Origin of the sequence: Phenylobacterium sp., from assembly GCF_041691455.1 — a bacterium.
Classification (GTDB): domain Bacteria; phylum Pseudomonadota; class Alphaproteobacteria; order Caulobacterales; family Caulobacteraceae; genus Phenylobacterium.
On sequence record NZ_JBEPUO010000003.1, the window covers coordinates 140387 to 157030 of the forward strand.

Sequence of the window (16644 nt, forward strand, 5' to 3'; positions counted from 1 at the left end):
CGTTAAACGGGTGTCGGCATGCAAGGCTGAACCCGTCGCCCCGGCTTCCCAAGGCCGGTCCGGCGGCCGTTTCAGTGTGCGTTGTTTTGTTCGTCGCGGACGGGGGCACACAGGCATCCCATCCGATGGTTCAACGCCCGAGCGGAGCGCGGGGGGATCTTCGTATTCGCCGCCGTCGCGCTCGGGACCAACACGATGGAGACCGCCATGAAGATGATTGTCCTCGGTGGGTTCGGCAGCGACGCCGGCTACTGGTCGTTCGAGAACGGACGCTGGGTCCACCACGGGGGCTGGGAGATCAACCAGCTCGCCGACGTCTCCCGCTCGTTGAGCATCCTGGGCGAGGCCGCCCGGCTGAAGACCCCCGGGCTCGCCGACAGCGTCAGCAAGGAGCTGAGCGTCAGCGTCGAGAAGGCGCTGACCGCCCATCTCGGCAAGCAGCTCGGCGGCGAGGCTTCGGTGGTCATTGTCAACGTCGCCCACTGAGGCTGAGGCAGGGCCTGGAGTGGGGACGGCGCCCAGCGCGCCGTTTCCCGCCGCCCCGGCCTCGCCGCAGGACCTGCGCTACGTGGCCTGGTTCCACGAGCTGGACGCCTGGACGGAGTACTGGGACGTCTATCACCCGGAGACCAAGGGCCGGTTCTACTTCGGCGACGGCGAGGGCGAGACCGGCCTGCTCGGCGCCTTCCTGCCGCGCACCGGCTACCCGCCGCCGTGGACCGCCTGGAGCCGCTGGGCGCTGAAGGCGGCGCCGGCGGAGGACTTCCGCGCCGAAGTCCGCAAGCGCGAGGTGGCCGACGCGGTGATGGAGGTCGACGCCCTGGTGGGCGGCCTCTTCGCCAAGCATTTCGGCGACGCGGCCGAACCGGCGGTGCGGGAGGACTATCTGGAAGCCACCTTCCGCTTCGCCCTCGACGTGCTGCCGGCGGCCACCGAGCGGGAAGCGCGGATCGCCGAGGACGACTGGCGCAAGCGCACCGCCGGGCGCCACACGCTCGACGGCGACCTGATGTGGTTCGCCTGGGCGCTGCACACCGAGGCGGTGGAGGCCCTGGTCGGGCGCGGCCGCGACCGGGCGGGCCACGCGCGCCGGGCCCTGACGCTGGCCGGCATCGCCGCCGGCTGCCCGGCCAACTTCGCCTGGCGCGGCCACCGCCGCACGCGGGCCGAGTACCGCCCCGACGAGGAGACCCTGGCGCGGCTGCGTGCCCGCAGCCTGGACTGGGCGCTGGACTACGAGGGCGCCGCCGCGGAGGTCCACGCCCTCTACCGGATCCGCGAGTGGGGCGAGGAAGAGGCCTAGGCAGACAGGCGTCGACGTTGTTCGCGTAACGCTGGATTCACCGGACACGCGAACGAACTTTTGGCGAACGAAACGCCAACTCCGCCCGAGGTTTTGCCGGCCCTGGCGGCAGGCGACGCGCGTCCCCAGTTAGGGGTCTGGCAAACCCGGGAGACAGCGAGATGATCCGCAAGGCGAACGCAGTGTGGCGCGGCACGGGCCGCGACGGGGCGGGCGATCTGAGCTCGGCCTCCGGCGTGCTGGCCCAGACGCCCTACAGCTACAAGACCCGCTTCGAGGACCAGCCGGGGACCAATCCCGAGGAGCTGCTGGCCGCGGCCCACGCCGGCTGTTTCACCATGGCGGTGGCGTTCGGCCTGCAGCAGGCGGGCTTCACCGCCGAGGAGCTGAAGACCGAGGCCGCGGTCTCGCTCGACCCGGCGGACGGCGGCGGGTTCAGGATCAGCCGCTCGGCGCTGACGCTGCGGGCCAGGATTCCCGGGATCGATGCGGCGAAGTTCCAGGAACTGGCCAAGGCCGCCGAGCAGAACTGCCCGATCTCCAAGGTGCTGAACGCCGAGATCACGCTGGATGCAGAACTCGAGGCCTAGCCCGCCAGCAGGATCGCGCCGCCGGAGATGACGATGGCGCAGACCGCGCGGCGGATCGTGAAGCGCTCCTTCAGGAAGATCGCGCCGAGGATCGCGGCGAACAGGATCGAGGTCTCCCGCAGGCCCGAGACCTTGGCCATGTCGGTGGCCGACATGGCCCAGACGACGACGCCGTAGGAGACCAGGCCGATCAGTCCGCCGCCCAGCGCCTTGAAGGTCTCGCGGTCGGCGCGGATCGGCGGGAAGCAGCGGCGGATGGCAAGGTAGACGAGCGGCATGGGCGCGCCCTGGATGAAGGTCATCCAGACCACGTAGGAGGTCGGCCGCCCGGAGAGCCTGACGCCCACGCCATCGGTGACCATGTAGCCGGCGATGAAGACCCCGGTGACCACGGCGGCCGCGATCGAGCGGATGTCGGCGCGGTCGCGGCCGAGGCTCAGGCCCATGATGCCGACGCAGACCAGCGCCAGGCCGGAGAGCGCCTGGGGCGAGAGCTGCTCGCCGGCGAAGACCGCCGCGCCCAGCGCCACCAGCATGGGCGCCGAGCCGCGGGCGATCGGATAGACCTGGCCCAGCTGGCCGTCGCGGTAGGCGCGGATCAGGAAGAGGCAATAGCCGATCTGCAGGCCCGCCGAGCCCACCGCGTAGGGCCAGCTCGCCGGGGCCGGGGCCGGCAGGATGAAGAGGAACGGCGCGGAGACGGCCGCCGCCACCAGGCACATCAGGCTGATCGACCAGAGCCGGTCCTGGCCGGAGCGCAGCATGGCGTTCCAGGTGGCGTGCATCACCGCCGAGCCCAGCACCAGAACCAGGACCAGCGGCGGCACCGAAGTCAAGGCAGGGCCCAGACCGAGGTTCGCTTGACCGCCATGTCCTCCAGCTCCCGCGTCGTCGGGACCTGGTATTCCGCGAGTCGCGTCAGGCCCGAACGCGGGAAGTAGCTGCGGCCCGGGTCGCCGATCAGCACGGTCGCGCCGGCCGCGCGGGCGGCGGCGAGCCAGGCCAGCACCCGCTCGGCCAAGGGCTTCTCGTAGCAGATGTCGCCGGCCAGGATGACCTCGGCCCAGGCGGGCGCCGGCGCGTCGAGCAGGTCGGCGCCCGTGAAGCCGCAGGCGACCGCGTTGGCCTCGGCGTTCAGGGCGACGGCGGCCTCGCAATAGGCGTCGATGTCGGCGCAGAGCACGTCGGCGGCGCCCGCGAGCTTCGCGGCGATGCCGACCAGGCCCGAGCCCGAGGCGAAGTCGATCACCCGCTTGCCGGCGACGGTCCGCGGCGTGTCGATGAGGTACCGCGCCAGCGCCTGGCCGCCCGCCCAGGCGAAGGCCCAGAACGGCGGCGGCAGGCCGATCTCGGCCAGCGCCTCCTCGGTCAGCGTCCAGATCGGCGTGATCTCGTCGGCCAGGTGGAGCTGGATCTCCGGCGTGTGCGGCGGGCGCTGCAGCCGGGTGTTGGCGACGATGAAATCGCGGCGGCCGTCCAGGGTGGCGGGGATCATCGGGGCTTCGTTGCGGCGGAGTGTCGCGAGGTCAAGCCCGTCACCGATTTCGTAACGGTCGGGCGCGCATGGTGGCGGCGTCAATTCGACGAGTCCGCCATGCCCAAGTTCCTCCAGCTGCTGCTCTGCGCCGCCGCCTTCCTGGGCTTCCAGGGCTGTCAGACCCTGGCCGGCGACACGGCGCGGTCGGACGCCGAACTCAAATCCTATGTGCAGGGCCGCTGGCTGGCCTTCGCCGGCGCCCCTGGGGGGACCGCCGCGGAGCCGGCGATGGAGCTCTTCTGCCTGGACGGCGGCTGGAAGCTGAACGCCGGCCAGGGCTGGGCGGTCGGGACCTATACGGTCAAGGCCTCCCAGATCTGCGTGACCGAGGACGGCGGCAAGACCAGCTGCCGCCATTTCACCCGCTCCGGCCCCGAGGGCTATGTGGCCAGCGCCGGCCCCGGGGCGGGGGACGCGGTCGCGGTCAGGCCGGAAGCCGCCTCGGCGAACAGCTTCGCGACCAACTACAGCTGCGCGACGCTGGGCGCCCTGCGACGGGCCCCGATGAGCCTGGCGTCCAACCGCTAGCCGGCGCCGGCTTGCCGCACGGAGGGTGACAAGCCGCGGGCGCGGCCCAATAGTCGATCCGCAGGGCCGACCCAGAGGGCCCGCGGAGGATCAGCCATGGCCTATGCGCCGTCGCACCGGGCGTTCTACGACGCCGACAGCCACATCATGGAGCTGCCGGACTTCCTGAAGAAGTACGCCGACCCGAAGCTGCGGGATGAGATCCCGGAGGTGAGCTACGCGGCCTCGCTGGTCACCGACGAGGAGGTGGCGGTGATCGTCGGGCAGGGGAGCCGGCACAGCGCCGAACACATCGCCGCCCAGATCGCGCTCGGCGACCGGCTGATCGAGAGCTCCAAGGAGATCCAGGCCCTGGGCGCCTTCGACCGTGACGATCGCAGCAAGGCGCTCGACCTCCTGGGGTTCAAGAAGCAGCTGGTGTTCGCCACCCACAGCGTGGCCATGCCGTTCTCGCCGTCCTCGAAGATCACGCCTGAGCTGCGCTATGGCGCGACGCGGGCCCACAACCGCCACATGGCCGACTTCTGCGGCGCGGACCCGCGCCTGCTGGGCGTGGCGATCATCCCGCTCGACGAGCCTGAGCTTGCCATCGCCGAGCTGGACGCGGCCATCGCCTCCGGACTGAAGGCGGTCTGGGTTCCGCATCGGCCGCCGTTCGAGCGCTCGCCCGGGCACACCGACTTCGATCCGTTCTGGGCGCGGCTGGCGCAGAGCGGGACGCCGTTCCTGCTGCACGTGGGCGGCGCGCCGCTGCAGCAGGCGCGGGCCTGGATGAACAACGGCAAGGGGCTGGTGAAGGACTGGATGGGCGGCGGCGAGAACCTGCGCTCAAAGGATATCGCCATCCTGCACCAGGGACCGGAGACCTTCATCTCGATGATGCTGATCGACGGGGTGTTCGAGCGCTTCCCGGGGTTGCGCGGCGCGAGCGTCGAGCTGGGCGCGGGCTGGGTCCCGTCGCTGCTCACCCGCCTCGACTGGGTGGCCAAGAACTGGATCCGCGCCGACAAGGGCCAGTCGCCGTTCAGCCGCAAGCCCTCGGACATGCTCCGTGAACAGATGGCCTTCACGCCCTTCGTCTTCGAGGACGTCGGCCAGCTGATCGACCACTCCGGCGCCGACCTCTACCTGTTCTCCAGCGACTATCCGCACGTCGAGGGCGGGCGCGATCCGATCAAGAAGTTCGAGGGCTTCCTGGGCGAGCGCAGCGAGGCGGTGCGCGAGGCCTTCTACGCTGAGAACTTCCTGCGCATCTTCCCGGGCGCCCGGGTGTCGGAACCGGCGCGGGCGATGGCGGAACAGCACTAGGGTTTGAGATGAAGAACGAGGCGGGCCCCAGGGCTCCCACGACCGGCAAGGCGTCGGCCGTGCAGGCTGAGGGCGCCTGCGTCTGCGGCGCCGTGCGGATCGAGATCGATGTGCCGGCGGTCTGGGCCTGGCACGACCATTCCGAGCGGAGCCGCCACGCCCAGGGCTGCGCCTACGCGACCTACGTCGGGAGCTGGAAGAGCCGGTTCCGGATCCTGGAGGGCGGCGAGAACCTGAGCCGGTTCGAGGACGCCGAGGCCGGGACCGCCCGCAGCTTCTGCGCCCGGTGCGGCACGCCGATGCTCTACGAGCGCGCCCGCTCGCCGAAGATGATCAACATCCCGCGCGCCGCCTTCGCCACGCGCACCGGCCGCGAACCGCGCTATCACATGAACCTCGCCGAGCTGGCCGACTGGACCTGGCAAGGTGAGCCGCTGGCGCCGCTGAAGGGCTATCCGGGGGTGATGCGCGAGCGGCCGCGGAAGAAGAAGGCCAGTCTGCTCGATCCGATGTTTTGAGGGGGACTGCCGTGAACGGGAAGATCGTGTCGATGGGGCTCCTGGCCGCCGCCGTGCTGGCCGGGTCGGCGCGAGCCGAGACGCCGGACCCGGCGGTGCTGGCCTACAGGCTGCCCGACCAGATCGCCTGGCAGGGCGACCCGAAGGCCGGGCCGCTCTCCTATGTGCTGTGGGGCGATCCGGGGAAGCCCGGGCCCTATGCGATCCTGGTGAAGTGGCCGCCGCACCAGATGAGCCGGCCGCACACCCATCCCAACGAGCGGCGCGTCACCGTGATCAGCGGGACCTGGTGGGTGGGGACCGGCAAGACCTTCGCGCCGGAGACCACGACGCCGATCCCGGCGGGCTCGGTGGTGACCCACTTCGCCAGGCAATGGCACTACGACGGCGCGAAGGACGAGCCGGTGACGTTGGAGATCGTCGGAGAGGGGCCGCAATAGGCCTTTAGGCGGTGGCCGTCCGGCTGCGCTTCTGGCGCAGGCTCGTGCCGACCCCGCCGAAGCCCAGGATCATCAGCGACCAGGCCGCCGGTTCCGGCACGCCGCCGGCGCTGGCGAAGGCGATGGCCCCGATGTCGCTCACCTCGAAGCTCGGCGAGCTGGAGTCCAGCCGCACGCCGGTGACCGCCTGGTCGAAGGTGAAGGTATAGCGGCCGTTGGTGGAGGCGGCCGACTGGTCGCCGTTGGACCCGTCCGACGCCGCGGTCGCCGCGTTCAGGTCGGCGCCGGTGAAGGACTGGGTGAAGCCGCCGGGGCCGGTGAAGGTGATGGTGTTGTAGGTGTCGAGCGAGCCCACGTAGAAGCTGATCTCGCTGAGCGGCCCGCCGGTGAGGGTGAAGTCCTGGCCGGCCTGGACCGCGAGGTACTGCGTCAGGTCGCGGGTCGTCGCCGAGGTGGCCGGGGCCGCGCCCAGGTTGCTCGAACCGGTCATCAGGGTGGCGTTGCCGCCCGCGCTGAAGCCCGGGGCGACCGCGCCGCTGTCGAAGTTGGTCACCAGGCTCTCGCCGGCGTTCAGCGCGGTCTGATAGCTGGAGAAGGTGATGAAGGTCGCCGCCGAGGCGGAGCCTCCGGCCACTGCGGCGAGCGCCGCAGTCGACAGCCCAACGAGCCAACGCTTCATAATAAACCCTGACTTAAGCTACAACCGTGGGACGTCTCTGAAGACGTTATGACCTATCGGGAGTTGGACGACAAAGTAATTCCACCCAGGTGGGAATTCCCTCGGCAATCGTCCCGACGGGGCGACAACAACAAGTCGCGATGTTGGTTGCGTCTCTGAGTGCAGGGATGGTCGATTTTTAGGCCAGTGTGGCTCGATTAGTTGGTTAACAAAGATGGTTAACGAGAACGTTAACGCCGGTTGGAACTCAAAGGTTCCCCGGTCGCGAGCGGCCTAGGGCCTGGCCGGCGCCGGGGTCTCGACCTTCGGGGCGGCGGTGAACGGCTGGATGCCGAAGTGGGGATAGACCTCGCTCGGGAAGTAGATCGCCCCGTCCTTGACCACCATGGCGATGGTCTTGATCGCCTTCAGGTCCTTGGTGGGGTCGCCCGGGACCAGGAAGAAGTCGGCGAGCTTGCCCTTCTCGATGGAGCCCATGCGCTGGTCCTGGCCGGTGTAGCGGGCGGAATCGTAGGTCGCGCGCTTCAGGATCTCGGGGGCCGTGAAGCCGGCGCGCTGATAGAGTTCGAGCTCGCGGTGGTAGGTGAAGGACCCGCCGGTGTCGGTGCCGAAGACGATGAAGACGCCGCGGTCGTGCAGCATCTTGGTGGTGCGCAGGATCTGCTCGAAGGCGGCGCGGTAGGCCGCATCGTCGCCGGGGGCGGAGGTGTCGACCCAGGCCTTCATGGCGCCGCGGCGATAGCCGATCGGCATGTGGTCGAGGTAGTCGACGGCTCCGGGCGGGACCTGGCCGTCGCGGTTCTGGGTCAGCTGTTCGTGGATGCCCAGCGTCGGGTCGATCGCCTTGTGGCCGTCGACCATCATCTGGAGGGTGTGCTGCACGGGCGCGCTTTGCAGGTCCAGCGCCGGCAGGCGCTTCAGCGCGGTCAGGCGGAAGAGGGTGCGGGTGTCCTCGCCCGGCTTCATCACCCAGCCCAGCATGAACTGGTTGATGTGGGTCATCTCGTCGTAGCCGGCGACGATCATGTCGTCGGCGGTGGAGAAGGCCGGTACGTGGCCCGCGACCCGCATGCCCAGGCCATGCGCCTCCTTGACCATGGCCGGCACCCAGGCCGGGTTCATGGAGTTGTAGATCTTGATCTGCCAGTAGCCGCGCGCGCCGTACCAGCGCACCGCGTCGATGGCCTGGGCCTGGCTGTCGACCAGGATGCCGTTGTTGGCGGAATAGGGGCTCTTGCCCTCGATGAAGCCGGAGCGGATCACGTGCGGCCCGCCGATCTCGCCGTCGTCCATGCGGCGCACGAGGGCGTCGAGCACGGCGTTGTCGTTGCCCATGTCGCGCACGGTGGTGATGCCGGCCATCAGGTTGAGCAGCGCGATGTCCTGCTGGATGTGAGCGTGCATCTCGTACATGCCCGCGACCAGTGTCCCGCCGGCGCCGTCGATGGTGACCTCGCCCGGCGTGGCTGGGCTGTCGAGGGGCTCGACGGCGGCGATCTCTTTGCCGCGAATGAGGACAGAGACCGGCTGGGTCAGAGCCGATGTCTTGGGGTCGAACAGGCGGACGTTCTTGATCCGCACGGGGCCGGCGTAGCGATGCGCCACCTGCTTTTCCATGTCGACGAGGCGCGCGGTGGACCAGCCGGCGGCCAGCTTGCGCAGGCGAACCTCCTCGCCCTCGTAGCCCTTGCGCACGAGGATCGAAGAGGCGTCGAGCTCGGCGAACAGGTCCCCCTTCTCGTCAAGCAGGATGGTCGTGGGTATCACGTCGATGCCCAGAAGATCGTAACGGGTGACCTTCACCGGGCCGCCGGCCCCGGCGACCGTCAGGCTCTCGCCCTTCTCCAGCTGCAGCGTGCCGCCGGGCAGGGCGGGCAGGGTCATGTTAGGCGCCTTGAGGAGGGCCTTGGCGATGATGCCATCGCCCCAGGGACTGCCGGCCTGCGCCACATAGAGGCCGGGCCGCGGAACGCTCGCCCGGCCCTTGCCGGTGGAGTCGCTCCACTCGGCTCGGCCGCCGGCCTGGTGGAAGGTCTCGCTGACCTTGGAGCCGAAGGTGGTGGCGCCCTTGATCGTCCAGGCGACCGGCAGGCCCTCGGCGTTCGACTTGATCACCTCGGCGTCGGTGGGGCCGCGGCCGTTGTTCTTGATGTCGTAGTCGATGGTGGTGGTGTCGCCCCTGGTCTCGGCGATCAGGTGGCCGACGTTCTTGCCGCCGAAGACGGCGGTGAAGCTGGCGGTTTCGGCGGCGGCTGCGGCGGGAAGGGCGAGCAGGATGGCGGCCGAGGCGAGGGCGATGATTTTGCGCATGCCTGGGTTTAGAGCATCGGCGGATTTCACGGTAAAGCTCGTACCCGTGTTCTCTTAGGCGCTGTTGTCAAAGCCTGCCCCCGCAGCCTAGCTTGCGCGCACATTTTTCCGGGGGATCTGCCTATGTTGAGGAAAGTCTTGTTGGCGGGCGCGGCCGCGTCTCTGGTCGCCGGCCTGGCGATGGCGCAGGAGGCCTCGCCGGCCAAGGCGATGAACGCCGACAAGAAGCCCATGGCCTCGACGACCGCCGAGCCGAACGCCGGCGTGCTGTTCCAGCCGGAGCGCGCCGACAGCGAGGGCTCGGTGACCATCCGTGGGCAGAAGATCGACTACCACGCCGTCGCCGCCACGATCATCGTGCACCCCAAGGGCTGGGACGACGCCGCGCGGCGCGAGCGCAGCGGGCCGGACGGCAAGGACCTGGGCGACCGGGAGGCCGGCCCGCAGGCCGAGGCCTCGATGTTCTACGTCGCCTACTTCAAGAAGGGCGCGCCCTCGGCCGACCGGCCGATCACCTTCGTCTACAACGGCGGCCCCGGCTCCTCGACCATGTGGCTTCACATGGGAGCCTTCGGACCGCGCAAGGTGGTGACGGCGGACAACGGCGGCCACACGCCGCCCGCGCCCTACGCCGTGGTCAACAACGAGAACTCGATCCTCGACGCCAGCGACCTGGTGTTCATCGACGCGCCCGGCGTCGGCTTCAGCCGCATCGCCGGCAAGGACAAGGAAAAGGCCTTCTGGGGCGTCGACCAGGACGCCTACGCCTTCGAGCAGTTCATCCTGGCGTTCCTGTCGCAGCACGGCCGCTGGAACTCGCCGAAGTACCTGTTCGGCGAGAGCTACGGCACGCCGCGCTCGGCGGTGCTGATCAACAACCTGACGACCGGCGACAGCGTCGACTTCAACGGCGTAATGCTGCTCTCGCAGATCCTCAACTTCGCGCTCAGCGTCGATGGCGTCGACGCCAACCCCGGCAGCGACACCGCCTACATCACCGCGCTGCCGACCTATGCGGCGACCGCCTGGCACTACAAGCTGGTGCCCAACGCGCCGGCCGATGTGACCACCTACCTGAAGCAGGTCGAGCACTGGGCGATGACCGACTATGCGCTGGCCCTGACCGCCGGCTCGGAGCTCGATCCGGCCAAGAAGCGCGCGGTCGCCGAGCAATACGCCACCTATACCGGCCTGCCGGTCGACTATGTGCTGAAGGCCAACCTGCGGGTCACCGGCGGCATGTTCGAAAAGACCCTGCAGTCGGCCCGCGGCATGACCACCGGGCGCATCGACACCCGCTTCTTCGGCCCGGACATGGACCCGTTGGCCAAGGACGCCGACTACGACCCGCAGGCCGCGGCCCTGTCGTCGGCCTATGTCACCGCCTTCAACGACTATGCGCGGCGCACGCTGGGCTACGGCGCGGGCAAGACCTTCAAGCCGTCGGTGCCGCTGTTCCGGTCGTGGGACAACGCCCACCAGCCGCCCGGCTCGCGCTTCACGCCGCGAGCGATGCTGAATGTGATGCCCGACCTCGCCTCGGCGATGAAGTACAACCCCGGCCTGAAGGTGCAGCTGCTCGGCGGCTACTACGACCTGGCGACGCCCTACTTCCAGGGCTGGTACGAGATGCACCACCTGCAGATCCCCGACGCCCTGCAGGCCAACATCGAGTACCACTACTATCCGTCCGGCCACATGGTGTACGCCCAGGAGGCCTCGGCGCGCGCCCTGCACGACGACGTGGCGGGCTTCATCACGCGCAACAGCCGGCACTGATCAGAGGGAGCGCGGCGCCGAGAACTTCGTTTGCCAAGAGCTGTGACCTCGGTATCTTAGCACTGTAAACATAAGGGACGGGACATGAGCGGCGGCGAAACGGTGCTGGTGACCGGCGGGTCCGGCTACATCGGCGGATGGTGCGTGGCGGGCCTCATCCAGCGCGGCTATGTGGTGCGCACCACGGTCCGCGACCTCGCCAAGGAGCCCGCCGTCCGCGCCGCGCTCGGCAAGATCGTCGACCCCGGAAACCGTCTGAGCTTCTACGCCGCGAACCTCACGGCCGACGATGGCTGGGACGCCGCGGTCGAGGGTTGCGACTATCTCCTGCACGTGGCCTCGCCGCTGGGCGTCGCCGATCCGAAGGACCCCAACGAGCTGATCGTCCCGGCCCGCGAGGGGGCCAAGCGCGCGGTGGGCGCGGCGATCAAGGCCGGCGTGAAGCGCGTGGTGCTGACCTCCTCGGTGGCGGCGACCAACAAGGGCCAGCAGACCTCCGACTGGACCTCCACCGAGCCGGCCGATCCCCGCGGCGACTGGGTCAGCGACGAAACGATCTGGACCGATCCGGCGGCGCGCGGGGTCAGCGCCTACGCCCAGTCGAAGACGCTGGCCGAACGAGCCGCCTGGGACACGATCAACCGCTCGGACGGCAAGACGACGATGGCGACGGTCAATCCGGCGCTGGTGCTGGGCCCGGTGACCAGCGGCGACTTCTCGGAGTCGGTGCAGGTGGTCGAGCGGCTGTTGTCCGGCCGGGTGCCGGGCCTGCCGCGGCTGGGCTTCAACGTGGTCGATGTGCGCGACGTCGCCGACCTGCACATCCGCGCCATGACCGACGACAAGGCGGCCGGCGAGCGGTTCATCGCGGCGGGCCAGTTCGCCTGGATGGCGGACTTGGCGACCCTGTTGCGTGAGCGGCTGGGCTCCGACGCCGCGAAGGTCCCGACGCGGAAGGTGCCGGACTTCGTGATCCGCATCGCCGGGCTCTTCGACAAGGACCTGGGCTCGGTGACCCCGGGCCTCGGCCACAAACACGACTATTCCTCGGAAAAGGCCCAGCGAATGCTCGGCTGGAAACCCCGGCCGCTGGACGAGACGATCCTCGACTGCGCCAGGAGCCTGATCGCGATCGGCGCGGTCTAGCGCGATGCTGAGCGCCGACCCGGACGCCGTTCTGGAGCGGCTGCGGGCGGCCTGCCTGGCGCTGCCGGAGACCGACGAGATCATCTCGCACGGGATCCCGGCCTTCCGGGTCGCGGGCAAGATGTTCGCCTACTTCCGGCACAACCATCATGGCGACGACACCACCGCGGTCTGCGTCAAGACCAGCGGCCGCGACGAGCAGGAGATGCTGATCGAGGCCGACCCGGAGCTGTTCAGCCGGCCGGCCTATCTGTGGCCCTCCGGCTGGGTCGCCATGAGCCTGGCCGGCGACCCCGACTGGGGCCACGTGGAGGGACGGCTGCTGACCAGCTGGCGCCTGGCCGCGCCGAAGCGGCTGGCGGCGATCTGAGCGCACGCAAGCCCGTCATCCCGGACGGCCGCCAGGCCGAGCCGGGACGAGCGCGGTAAGACTGCCTTCGCCCATCGGGAACGTTCGGAACGTCCGCTTGCGAAGATTCGATGTCCAGAACATCGTCATCGAATGAGCAAGCTTCGCCTTTGCGCGGTCATTGGCCTTCTCGTCGTATCGGGATGCGCCACCCTCGCCAGTCCGCCTAAGGGGCCGGGACAGGTCGTGCTGGATGCGGCCTTCGATCCAAACCGCAGCTTCAAGGGAGACCTGACGCCCGGCGGCGACGATCAGCTGCTCCTGACGGTCTGGGCAAGCGCCCGGGACGACTATGCGCCCATGTACAGCCTGGCGATCGCCTACCGGTGTGTCCCCACCGAGACGCGGGGTCAGCGGAGATGTGGATACACCGCGCGACTGCTGCGCACCGGGCTGATGGACAACGAGGGCTTCGGCCGAAGCTTGGAACTCTCAGGGCAGGCCAGGATCGCCACGAGCGCGTCAGAGATGCGAAGCCAGCTCGACAAGGCTTCGCTCCAGTGGCTCGAGGCCGACGTCGACGCGTGCCCCAAGGGCATTTTCGCGATGGATTCCGTGCGGGTCTCCGATTGGCGGCCAGACATCCACTTCGGGCTGCAGGACACCAAGGATCGAGAGATCATCATGCATCCCGCTGCGATACGGGTGAGGATGTCCGGGACCTATGCCACAAGCGCCTATGAGGGCTGGGTGTTGGCGGCCGGGGTCCCCGCCGCCGTGCGACAACTTCTGGAAACCCTGGAACCGTGCTGGAAACCGGCGACCGCTCCGCGACCGTGGACCCGACGCTGACGCCGCGCCGCCGTTAATTTCACTCAACCTCCGCGAGACCTTGCAAAGGTCCCGCGAGCGTGGCCCCGTAGGGGTCGATCCCGGGAACTCCCGACAGCGCCATCCGCCCGACGCCCTGGCCGCGCACTCCGCCCGCCAGGATCCAGCTCAGGGCGCAGGTCCGAAGCGAAGGGATTTGCCGCATTCAGGCGGCGCCTCGGAGACCTGCCGATGGACAAGCCCCAGATACCTGACGACATCGACCATCCGCGCCGCCGCTTCTTTGGCGCGGCTGCCATGACCATCGCCACCGCCGAGTTCCTTGTGACCGGCGCGGCCGCAGCTCAAACCGGCAAGCCATCGCCTGTCGCTGCGCGGACGAGCGCGTCGGGGCCGAAGAACGCATTCGGCCCGCTCAAGCAGATCGACGCCGGCCTGCTGAGCGTCGGATACGCCGAAGCCGGGCCTGCCGACGGCCCCGCCGTCATCCTGCTGCACGGCTGGCCCTACGACATCCACAGCTATGTGGATGTCGCGCCGCTGCTTGCGGCGCAGGGCTATCGGGTGATCGTCCCCTATCTGCGCGGGTTCGGGACGACCCGCTTCCGCTCCGCCGACACCTTCCGGAATGGCCAGCCGTCGGTGTTCGCGCTCGACACGATCGCCCTGATGGACGCCCTGAAGATCCAGAAGGCGGTCATTGCCGGCTTCGACTGGGGCACCCGTACAGCCGACATCATCGCGGTGCTGTGGCCGGAGCGGTGCAAGGCGCTGATTTCCGTGAGCGGCTATACCGTCGGCATCCCCACCGCGACGCCGCAGCCGCCGGAGGTGGAGCGCCAGTGGTGGTACGAGTTCTATTTCGCCACCGAGCAGGGAAGGGCCGGCTATGCCAAGAACCGGCACGACTTCGCCAAGCTGATCTGGCGGCTCGCCTCGCCGAAGTGGAATTTTGACGACGCCACCTACGATCGCTCCGCCGCCGCGTTTGAAAACCCCGATCACGTCGACATCACCATCCACAACTACCGCTGGCGCCAGGGGCTGGTGAAGGGCGAGCCGAAGTACGACGAGCTGGAAGCGCGCCTGGCGCCGGGACCGGCGATCAAGGTTCCGACCATCGTCCTGGAAGGCGACGCCAACGGCGCGCCGCATCTTCCGGACGACACGCTCTATCGCCAGAAGTTCGCGGGCAAATATGCCTTCCGCATGCTGCCCGGCATCGGCCACAACCTGCCGCAGGAAGCCCCCCGGGCTTTCGCTCAGGCGGTCGTCGACGTCGACAAGCTCTGACCCCGGTCGCCGACACCGAATGAGAGATGGCCGCGAAAACCGGTCTGCGATCCCGGCGCAACCTTCGCTCGCCGCGGACGGCGAGGTTCGCTACCGGCCACGAGGCCGATGACCGCTTTCGACCCATCTCGGACGTAAACGAGGTCCGCTTATGGGAAGTTGTCGCTGGCCCAGGGTTGCACCGGGCAGAGCCACACAGAGCCCAAAGGCAGCAGTTCAAGATCGTCCGCCACGAACTTCCACAGATGCGGGTAAGCCTGTCAGGCCGACACCAGGGGCGAGACGATGCGGGTGACCTCCTCGTAGCTAGCAACGACGTGGTCAGCACCGGCGGCTGTCAATTTCTCCGCATGGCCGCTGCGGATATGACCGCCCGCGCATAGTCCGATGGTCAGCATTCCGGCTGCCATCCCTGCGGTGACACCCGTGATGCTGTCTTCGATGACAATGCAGTCGGCGGGCTCTCTCCGCATCGACCTGGCTGCCAATAAGTAGATGTCCGGGTGAGGCTTGGCGCGGGCCATGTCCTGAGCGCTGAACCGATGTTCGAAGCGTTGGGCGAGCCCGATCATCTCGAGACTTCGGCCTATGTAGGGAAGATCGCTAGATGAAGCGATGCAGCGGGCCGTGTCTTCGAACCTGTCGAGAAAGGCTTCCAGGCCCGCGATGGCCTGCACATTCGCCTCCATCAAGACTGCAGCCTCCGCCTTGGCTTGATCAATGAAACCCGGCGGCATGGGCCTGTTGTGACGCGCTTCCATCTCGATGACGGTGTCGGTCCATCGCCGTCCCATGTAGTGGTTCAAGGCGTCGTCAAAAGTCGTGGGACAACCGACGCGGGTCATTGCGTCAGCCAGGGCTTGGGTTGCCCACATTTCACTGTCCACGACCACACCGTCGAAGTCGAAGATGATCAGAGATTTCAACTGTCGCATTCCTGACGTGGCGTGTGAGCCCATCGCTAACACCCTTGCCGACCGCAGAGGCAGTGATTCCAGCTTGCTATCGTAGCGCCCTTGGATGTCCGCAACCCACCCGTGGATGACGTTGGGAAGGTCGGCTTGTCGCCGATGATCTGGCGGCTGAGCTCGCCCCTCTTGCGTGTCTCCAGTTCGGGCGCTAGATACTGAACCATATGGTTCAGTATGCAACAGCTCGCCTCGATGCTTCGTTCGCCGCGCTCTCGGACGCCACCCGACGCGGCGTTCTGGAGCAGCTCGAACGTAGAGACGCTTCGATCACCGACCTTGCCGAGACGTTCCACATGACCCTGACGGGCATGAAGAAGCACGTCGGCGTCCTGGAGCAGGCGGGGCTCGTCACGACGCAGAAGATCGGGCGGGTGCGGACCTGCAGGCTCGGCCTGGGCGGACTGGACGCGGAGGCGGCCTGGATCGAGCGGCGCCGGCAGATCTGGGACGCACGCTTCGAGGCGTTGGACAAGGTTGTCGAGGACTTGAAACAGAAGGAGAAAGTCGATGAATAGCCGCACAGCGGTCGAACGGACGTCCGACCGGGAGCTGGTCGCGACGCGGACCTTCGATGGGCCGGCGCGCATCGTGTTCGAGGCGTGGACGAAGCCCGAGCTGATCATGCGGTGGTGGGCGCCGAAGTCGTTCGGAATATCCTTCCTGTCCTGCGAGATCGATGCTCGCACGGGGGGCTCGTACCGTTTCGTGTTCGGTCACGCCGCCTCGGAACAGCCGATGGCCTTCTTCGGCCGGTACATCGAAGTCACCCCGCCCTCCCGCCTCGTCTGGACCAATGAGGAAGAAGAGGACGGGGCCGTGACCACGGTGACCTTCGAGGAAAAAGACGGCAAGACACTGGTCGTCGTGCACGACCTCTATCCCTCGAAGGAAGCGCTCGATGGCGCCATCGCCTCCGGAAGCACGGGCGCGTGGCCCGAGCAGTTCGAGGCGTTGGACGACCTTCTCACCACTCTGGGCTTGAGCGTGTGACGCTCATGAGGCCGGCTCAAGCCCGAGCCGCCAGGCCTTGGCGGGCGCGAGATAGAGAAATGGCGAAGCGCC

At 68.4% G+C, this 16644-nt stretch carries 19 protein-coding genes; 14 read left to right on the forward strand and 5 right to left on the reverse strand.

From position 1 onward, the window contains the following. The first annotated feature begins 207 nt into the window (after window positions 1–207). The 3 genes from ACESMY_RS07145 (at window position 208) to ACESMY_RS07155 (ending at window position 1893) form a co-directional block, all read left to right on the forward strand. A complete protein-coding gene (locus ACESMY_RS07145) occupies window positions 208–486 on the forward strand; it encodes a hypothetical protein (RefSeq protein WP_372783669.1) in 279 nt (92 codons plus the stop codon). Between the two features lie 19 nt (window positions 487–505). Continuing rightward, on the forward strand, window positions 506–1303 hold the full coding sequence (locus ACESMY_RS07150; protein WP_372783671.1) for a hypothetical protein: 798 nt from the start codon (window positions 506–508) through the stop codon (window positions 1301–1303). A gap of 161 nt (window positions 1304–1464) precedes the next feature. Next, the gene (locus ACESMY_RS07155; protein ID WP_372783673.1) at window positions 1465–1893 is read left to right on the forward strand and encodes an OsmC family protein; all 429 of its coding nucleotides are present in this window, start codon (window positions 1465–1467) and stop codon (window positions 1891–1893) included. Here the strand turns inward: ACESMY_RS07155 and ACESMY_RS07160 are convergent. Both ACESMY_RS07160 and ACESMY_RS07165 read right to left on the reverse strand, forming a co-directional pair. Continuing rightward, a complete protein-coding gene (locus tag ACESMY_RS07160; RefSeq protein WP_372784051.1) occupies window positions 1890–2720 on the reverse strand; it encodes an EamA family transporter in 831 nt (276 codons plus the stop codon). The genes ACESMY_RS07155 and ACESMY_RS07160 overlap by 4 nt on opposite strands. Before the next feature lie 5 nt (window positions 2721–2725). Beyond that, entirely contained in the window at window positions 2726–3388 is a 663-nt protein-coding gene (locus ACESMY_RS07165) for a methyltransferase (RefSeq protein ID WP_372783675.1), read from the reverse strand. A gap of 99 nt (window positions 3389–3487) precedes the next feature. On the opposite strand from ACESMY_RS07165, the gene ACESMY_RS07170 reads away from it, so the two are divergent. The 4 genes from ACESMY_RS07170 to ACESMY_RS07185 all read left to right on the forward strand — a co-directional run bounded on the left by ACESMY_RS07170 (window position 3488) and on the right by ACESMY_RS07185 (window position 6224). Further along, window positions 3488–3958 carry a hypothetical protein gene (locus tag ACESMY_RS07170; RefSeq protein WP_372783677.1) on the forward strand — a complete coding sequence of 157 codons (471 nt, stop codon included), beginning with the start codon at window positions 3488–3490 and terminating at the stop codon, window positions 3956–3958. 96 nt (window positions 3959–4054) lie between these two features. Next, window positions 4055–5266 (forward strand): amidohydrolase family protein, encoded by a 1212-nt coding sequence (locus ACESMY_RS07175; RefSeq protein ID WP_372783679.1) that lies wholly within the window; start codon window positions 4055–4057, stop codon window positions 5264–5266. 8 nt (window positions 5267–5274) lie between these two features. Next, window positions 5275–5784 carry a GFA family protein gene (locus tag ACESMY_RS07180; RefSeq protein ID WP_372783681.1) on the forward strand — a complete coding sequence of 170 codons (510 nt, stop codon included), beginning with the start codon at window positions 5275–5277 and terminating at the stop codon, window positions 5782–5784. An 11-nt stretch (window positions 5785–5795) separates the two neighbouring features. Continuing rightward, window positions 5796–6224 (forward strand): cupin domain-containing protein, encoded by a 429-nt coding sequence (locus ACESMY_RS07185; protein ID WP_372783682.1) that lies wholly within the window; start codon window positions 5796–5798, stop codon window positions 6222–6224. Window positions 6225–6228: 4 nt separating this feature from the next. Here ACESMY_RS07185 and ACESMY_RS07190 read toward each other — a convergent pair whose 3' ends face one another. Beyond that, window positions 6229–6903 carry a PEPxxWA-CTERM sorting domain-containing protein gene (locus ACESMY_RS07190; protein WP_372783684.1) on the reverse strand — a complete coding sequence of 225 codons (675 nt, stop codon included), beginning with the start codon at window positions 6901–6903 and terminating at the stop codon, window positions 6229–6231. 273 nt (window positions 6904–7176) lie between these two features. Next, window positions 7177–9213 (reverse strand): amidohydrolase family protein, encoded by a 2037-nt coding sequence (locus ACESMY_RS07195; RefSeq protein WP_372783686.1) that lies wholly within the window; start codon window positions 9211–9213, stop codon window positions 7177–7179. 123 nt (window positions 9214–9336) lie between these two features. Here ACESMY_RS07195 and ACESMY_RS07200 point away from each other — a divergent pair, with 123 nt between their 5' ends. The 5 genes from ACESMY_RS07200 (at window position 9337) to ACESMY_RS07220 (ending at window position 14611) form a co-directional block, all read left to right on the forward strand. After that, window positions 9337–10992 (forward strand): S10 family peptidase, encoded by a 1656-nt coding sequence (locus ACESMY_RS07200; RefSeq protein WP_372783688.1) that lies wholly within the window; start codon window positions 9337–9339, stop codon window positions 10990–10992. 84 nt (window positions 10993–11076) lie between these two features. Further along, on the forward strand, window positions 11077–12138 hold the full coding sequence (locus tag ACESMY_RS07205; protein WP_372783690.1) for an NAD-dependent epimerase/dehydratase family protein: 1062 nt from the start codon (window positions 11077–11079) through the stop codon (window positions 12136–12138). A 4-nt stretch (window positions 12139–12142) separates the two neighbouring features. Beyond that, a complete protein-coding gene (locus tag ACESMY_RS07210) occupies window positions 12143–12508 on the forward strand; it encodes an MmcQ/YjbR family DNA-binding protein (RefSeq protein WP_372783692.1) in 366 nt (121 codons plus the stop codon). A gap of 225 nt (window positions 12509–12733) precedes the next feature. Then, complete coding sequence (locus ACESMY_RS07215; protein ID WP_372783694.1) at window positions 12734–13339, forward strand: hypothetical protein; 606 nt, start codon at window positions 12734–12736, stop codon at window positions 13337–13339. Window positions 13340–13549: 210 nt separating this feature from the next. Beyond that, a complete protein-coding gene (locus ACESMY_RS07220) occupies window positions 13550–14611 on the forward strand; it encodes an alpha/beta fold hydrolase (RefSeq protein ID WP_372783696.1) in 1062 nt (353 codons plus the stop codon). Window positions 14612–14871: 260 nt separating this feature from the next. Here the strand turns inward: ACESMY_RS07220 and ACESMY_RS07225 are convergent, their stop codons facing one another. Next, window positions 14872–15537, reverse strand: coding sequence for an HAD family hydrolase (locus tag ACESMY_RS07225; RefSeq protein WP_372783698.1), 666 nt, complete (start codon window positions 15535–15537; stop codon window positions 14872–14874). 209 nt (window positions 15538–15746) lie between these two features. Between ACESMY_RS07225 and ACESMY_RS07230 the strand changes: the two genes are divergently transcribed. Together ACESMY_RS07230 and ACESMY_RS07235 are read left to right on the forward strand one after the other, a co-directional pair. Continuing rightward, on the forward strand, window positions 15747–16097 hold the full coding sequence (locus tag ACESMY_RS07230; RefSeq protein WP_372783700.1) for an ArsR/SmtB family transcription factor: 351 nt from the start codon (window positions 15747–15749) through the stop codon (window positions 16095–16097). Then, window positions 16090–16572, forward strand: coding sequence for an SRPBCC family protein (locus ACESMY_RS07235; RefSeq protein WP_372783702.1), 483 nt, complete (start codon window positions 16090–16092; stop codon window positions 16570–16572). The genes ACESMY_RS07230 and ACESMY_RS07235 overlap by 8 nt, the downstream gene beginning before the upstream one ends. Window positions 16573–16644: the final 72 nt, after the last annotated feature.

Bases quoted from the DNA above. Each gene is read 5' to 3' on its own strand.
- ACESMY_RS07230 (WP_372783700.1), top strand. From the start codon at position 15,747: ATGGTTCAGTATGCAACAGCTCGCCTCGATGCTTCGTTCGCCGCGCTC.
- ACESMY_RS07200 (WP_372783688.1), top strand. From the start codon at position 9,337: ATGTTGAGGAAAGTCTTGTTGGCGGGCGCGGCCGCGTCTCTGGTCGCC.
- ACESMY_RS07235 (WP_372783702.1), top strand. From the start codon at position 16,090: ATGAATAGCCGCACAGCGGTCGAACGGACGTCCGACCGGGAGCTGGTC.
- ACESMY_RS07190 (WP_372783684.1), bottom strand. From the start codon at position 6,903: ATGAAGCGTTGGCTCGTTGGGCTGTCGACTGCGGCGCTCGCCGCAGTG.
- ACESMY_RS07170 (WP_372783677.1), top strand. From the start codon at position 3,488: ATGCCCAAGTTCCTCCAGCTGCTGCTCTGCGCCGCCGCCTTCCTGGGC.
- ACESMY_RS07145 (WP_372783669.1), top strand. From the start codon at position 208: ATGAAGATGATTGTCCTCGGTGGGTTCGGCAGCGACGCCGGCTACTGG.
- ACESMY_RS07210 (WP_372783692.1), top strand. From the start codon at position 12,143: ATGCTGAGCGCCGACCCGGACGCCGTTCTGGAGCGGCTGCGGGCGGCC.
- ACESMY_RS07175 (WP_372783679.1), top strand. From the start codon at position 4,055: ATGGCCTATGCGCCGTCGCACCGGGCGTTCTACGACGCCGACAGCCAC.
- ACESMY_RS07180 (WP_372783681.1), top strand. From the start codon at position 5,275: ATGAAGAACGAGGCGGGCCCCAGGGCTCCCACGACCGGCAAGGCGTCG.
- ACESMY_RS07155 (WP_372783673.1), top strand. From the start codon at position 1,465: ATGATCCGCAAGGCGAACGCAGTGTGGCGCGGCACGGGCCGCGACGGG.
- ACESMY_RS07165 (WP_372783675.1), bottom strand. From the start codon at position 3,388: ATGATCCCCGCCACCCTGGACGGCCGCCGCGATTTCATCGTCGCCAAC.
- ACESMY_RS07205 (WP_372783690.1), top strand. From the start codon at position 11,077: ATGAGCGGCGGCGAAACGGTGCTGGTGACCGGCGGGTCCGGCTACATC.
- ACESMY_RS07220 (WP_372783696.1), top strand. From the start codon at position 13,550: ATGGACAAGCCCCAGATACCTGACGACATCGACCATCCGCGCCGCCGC.
- ACESMY_RS07195 (WP_372783686.1), bottom strand. From the start codon at position 9,213: ATGCGCAAAATCATCGCCCTCGCCTCGGCCGCCATCCTGCTCGCCCTT.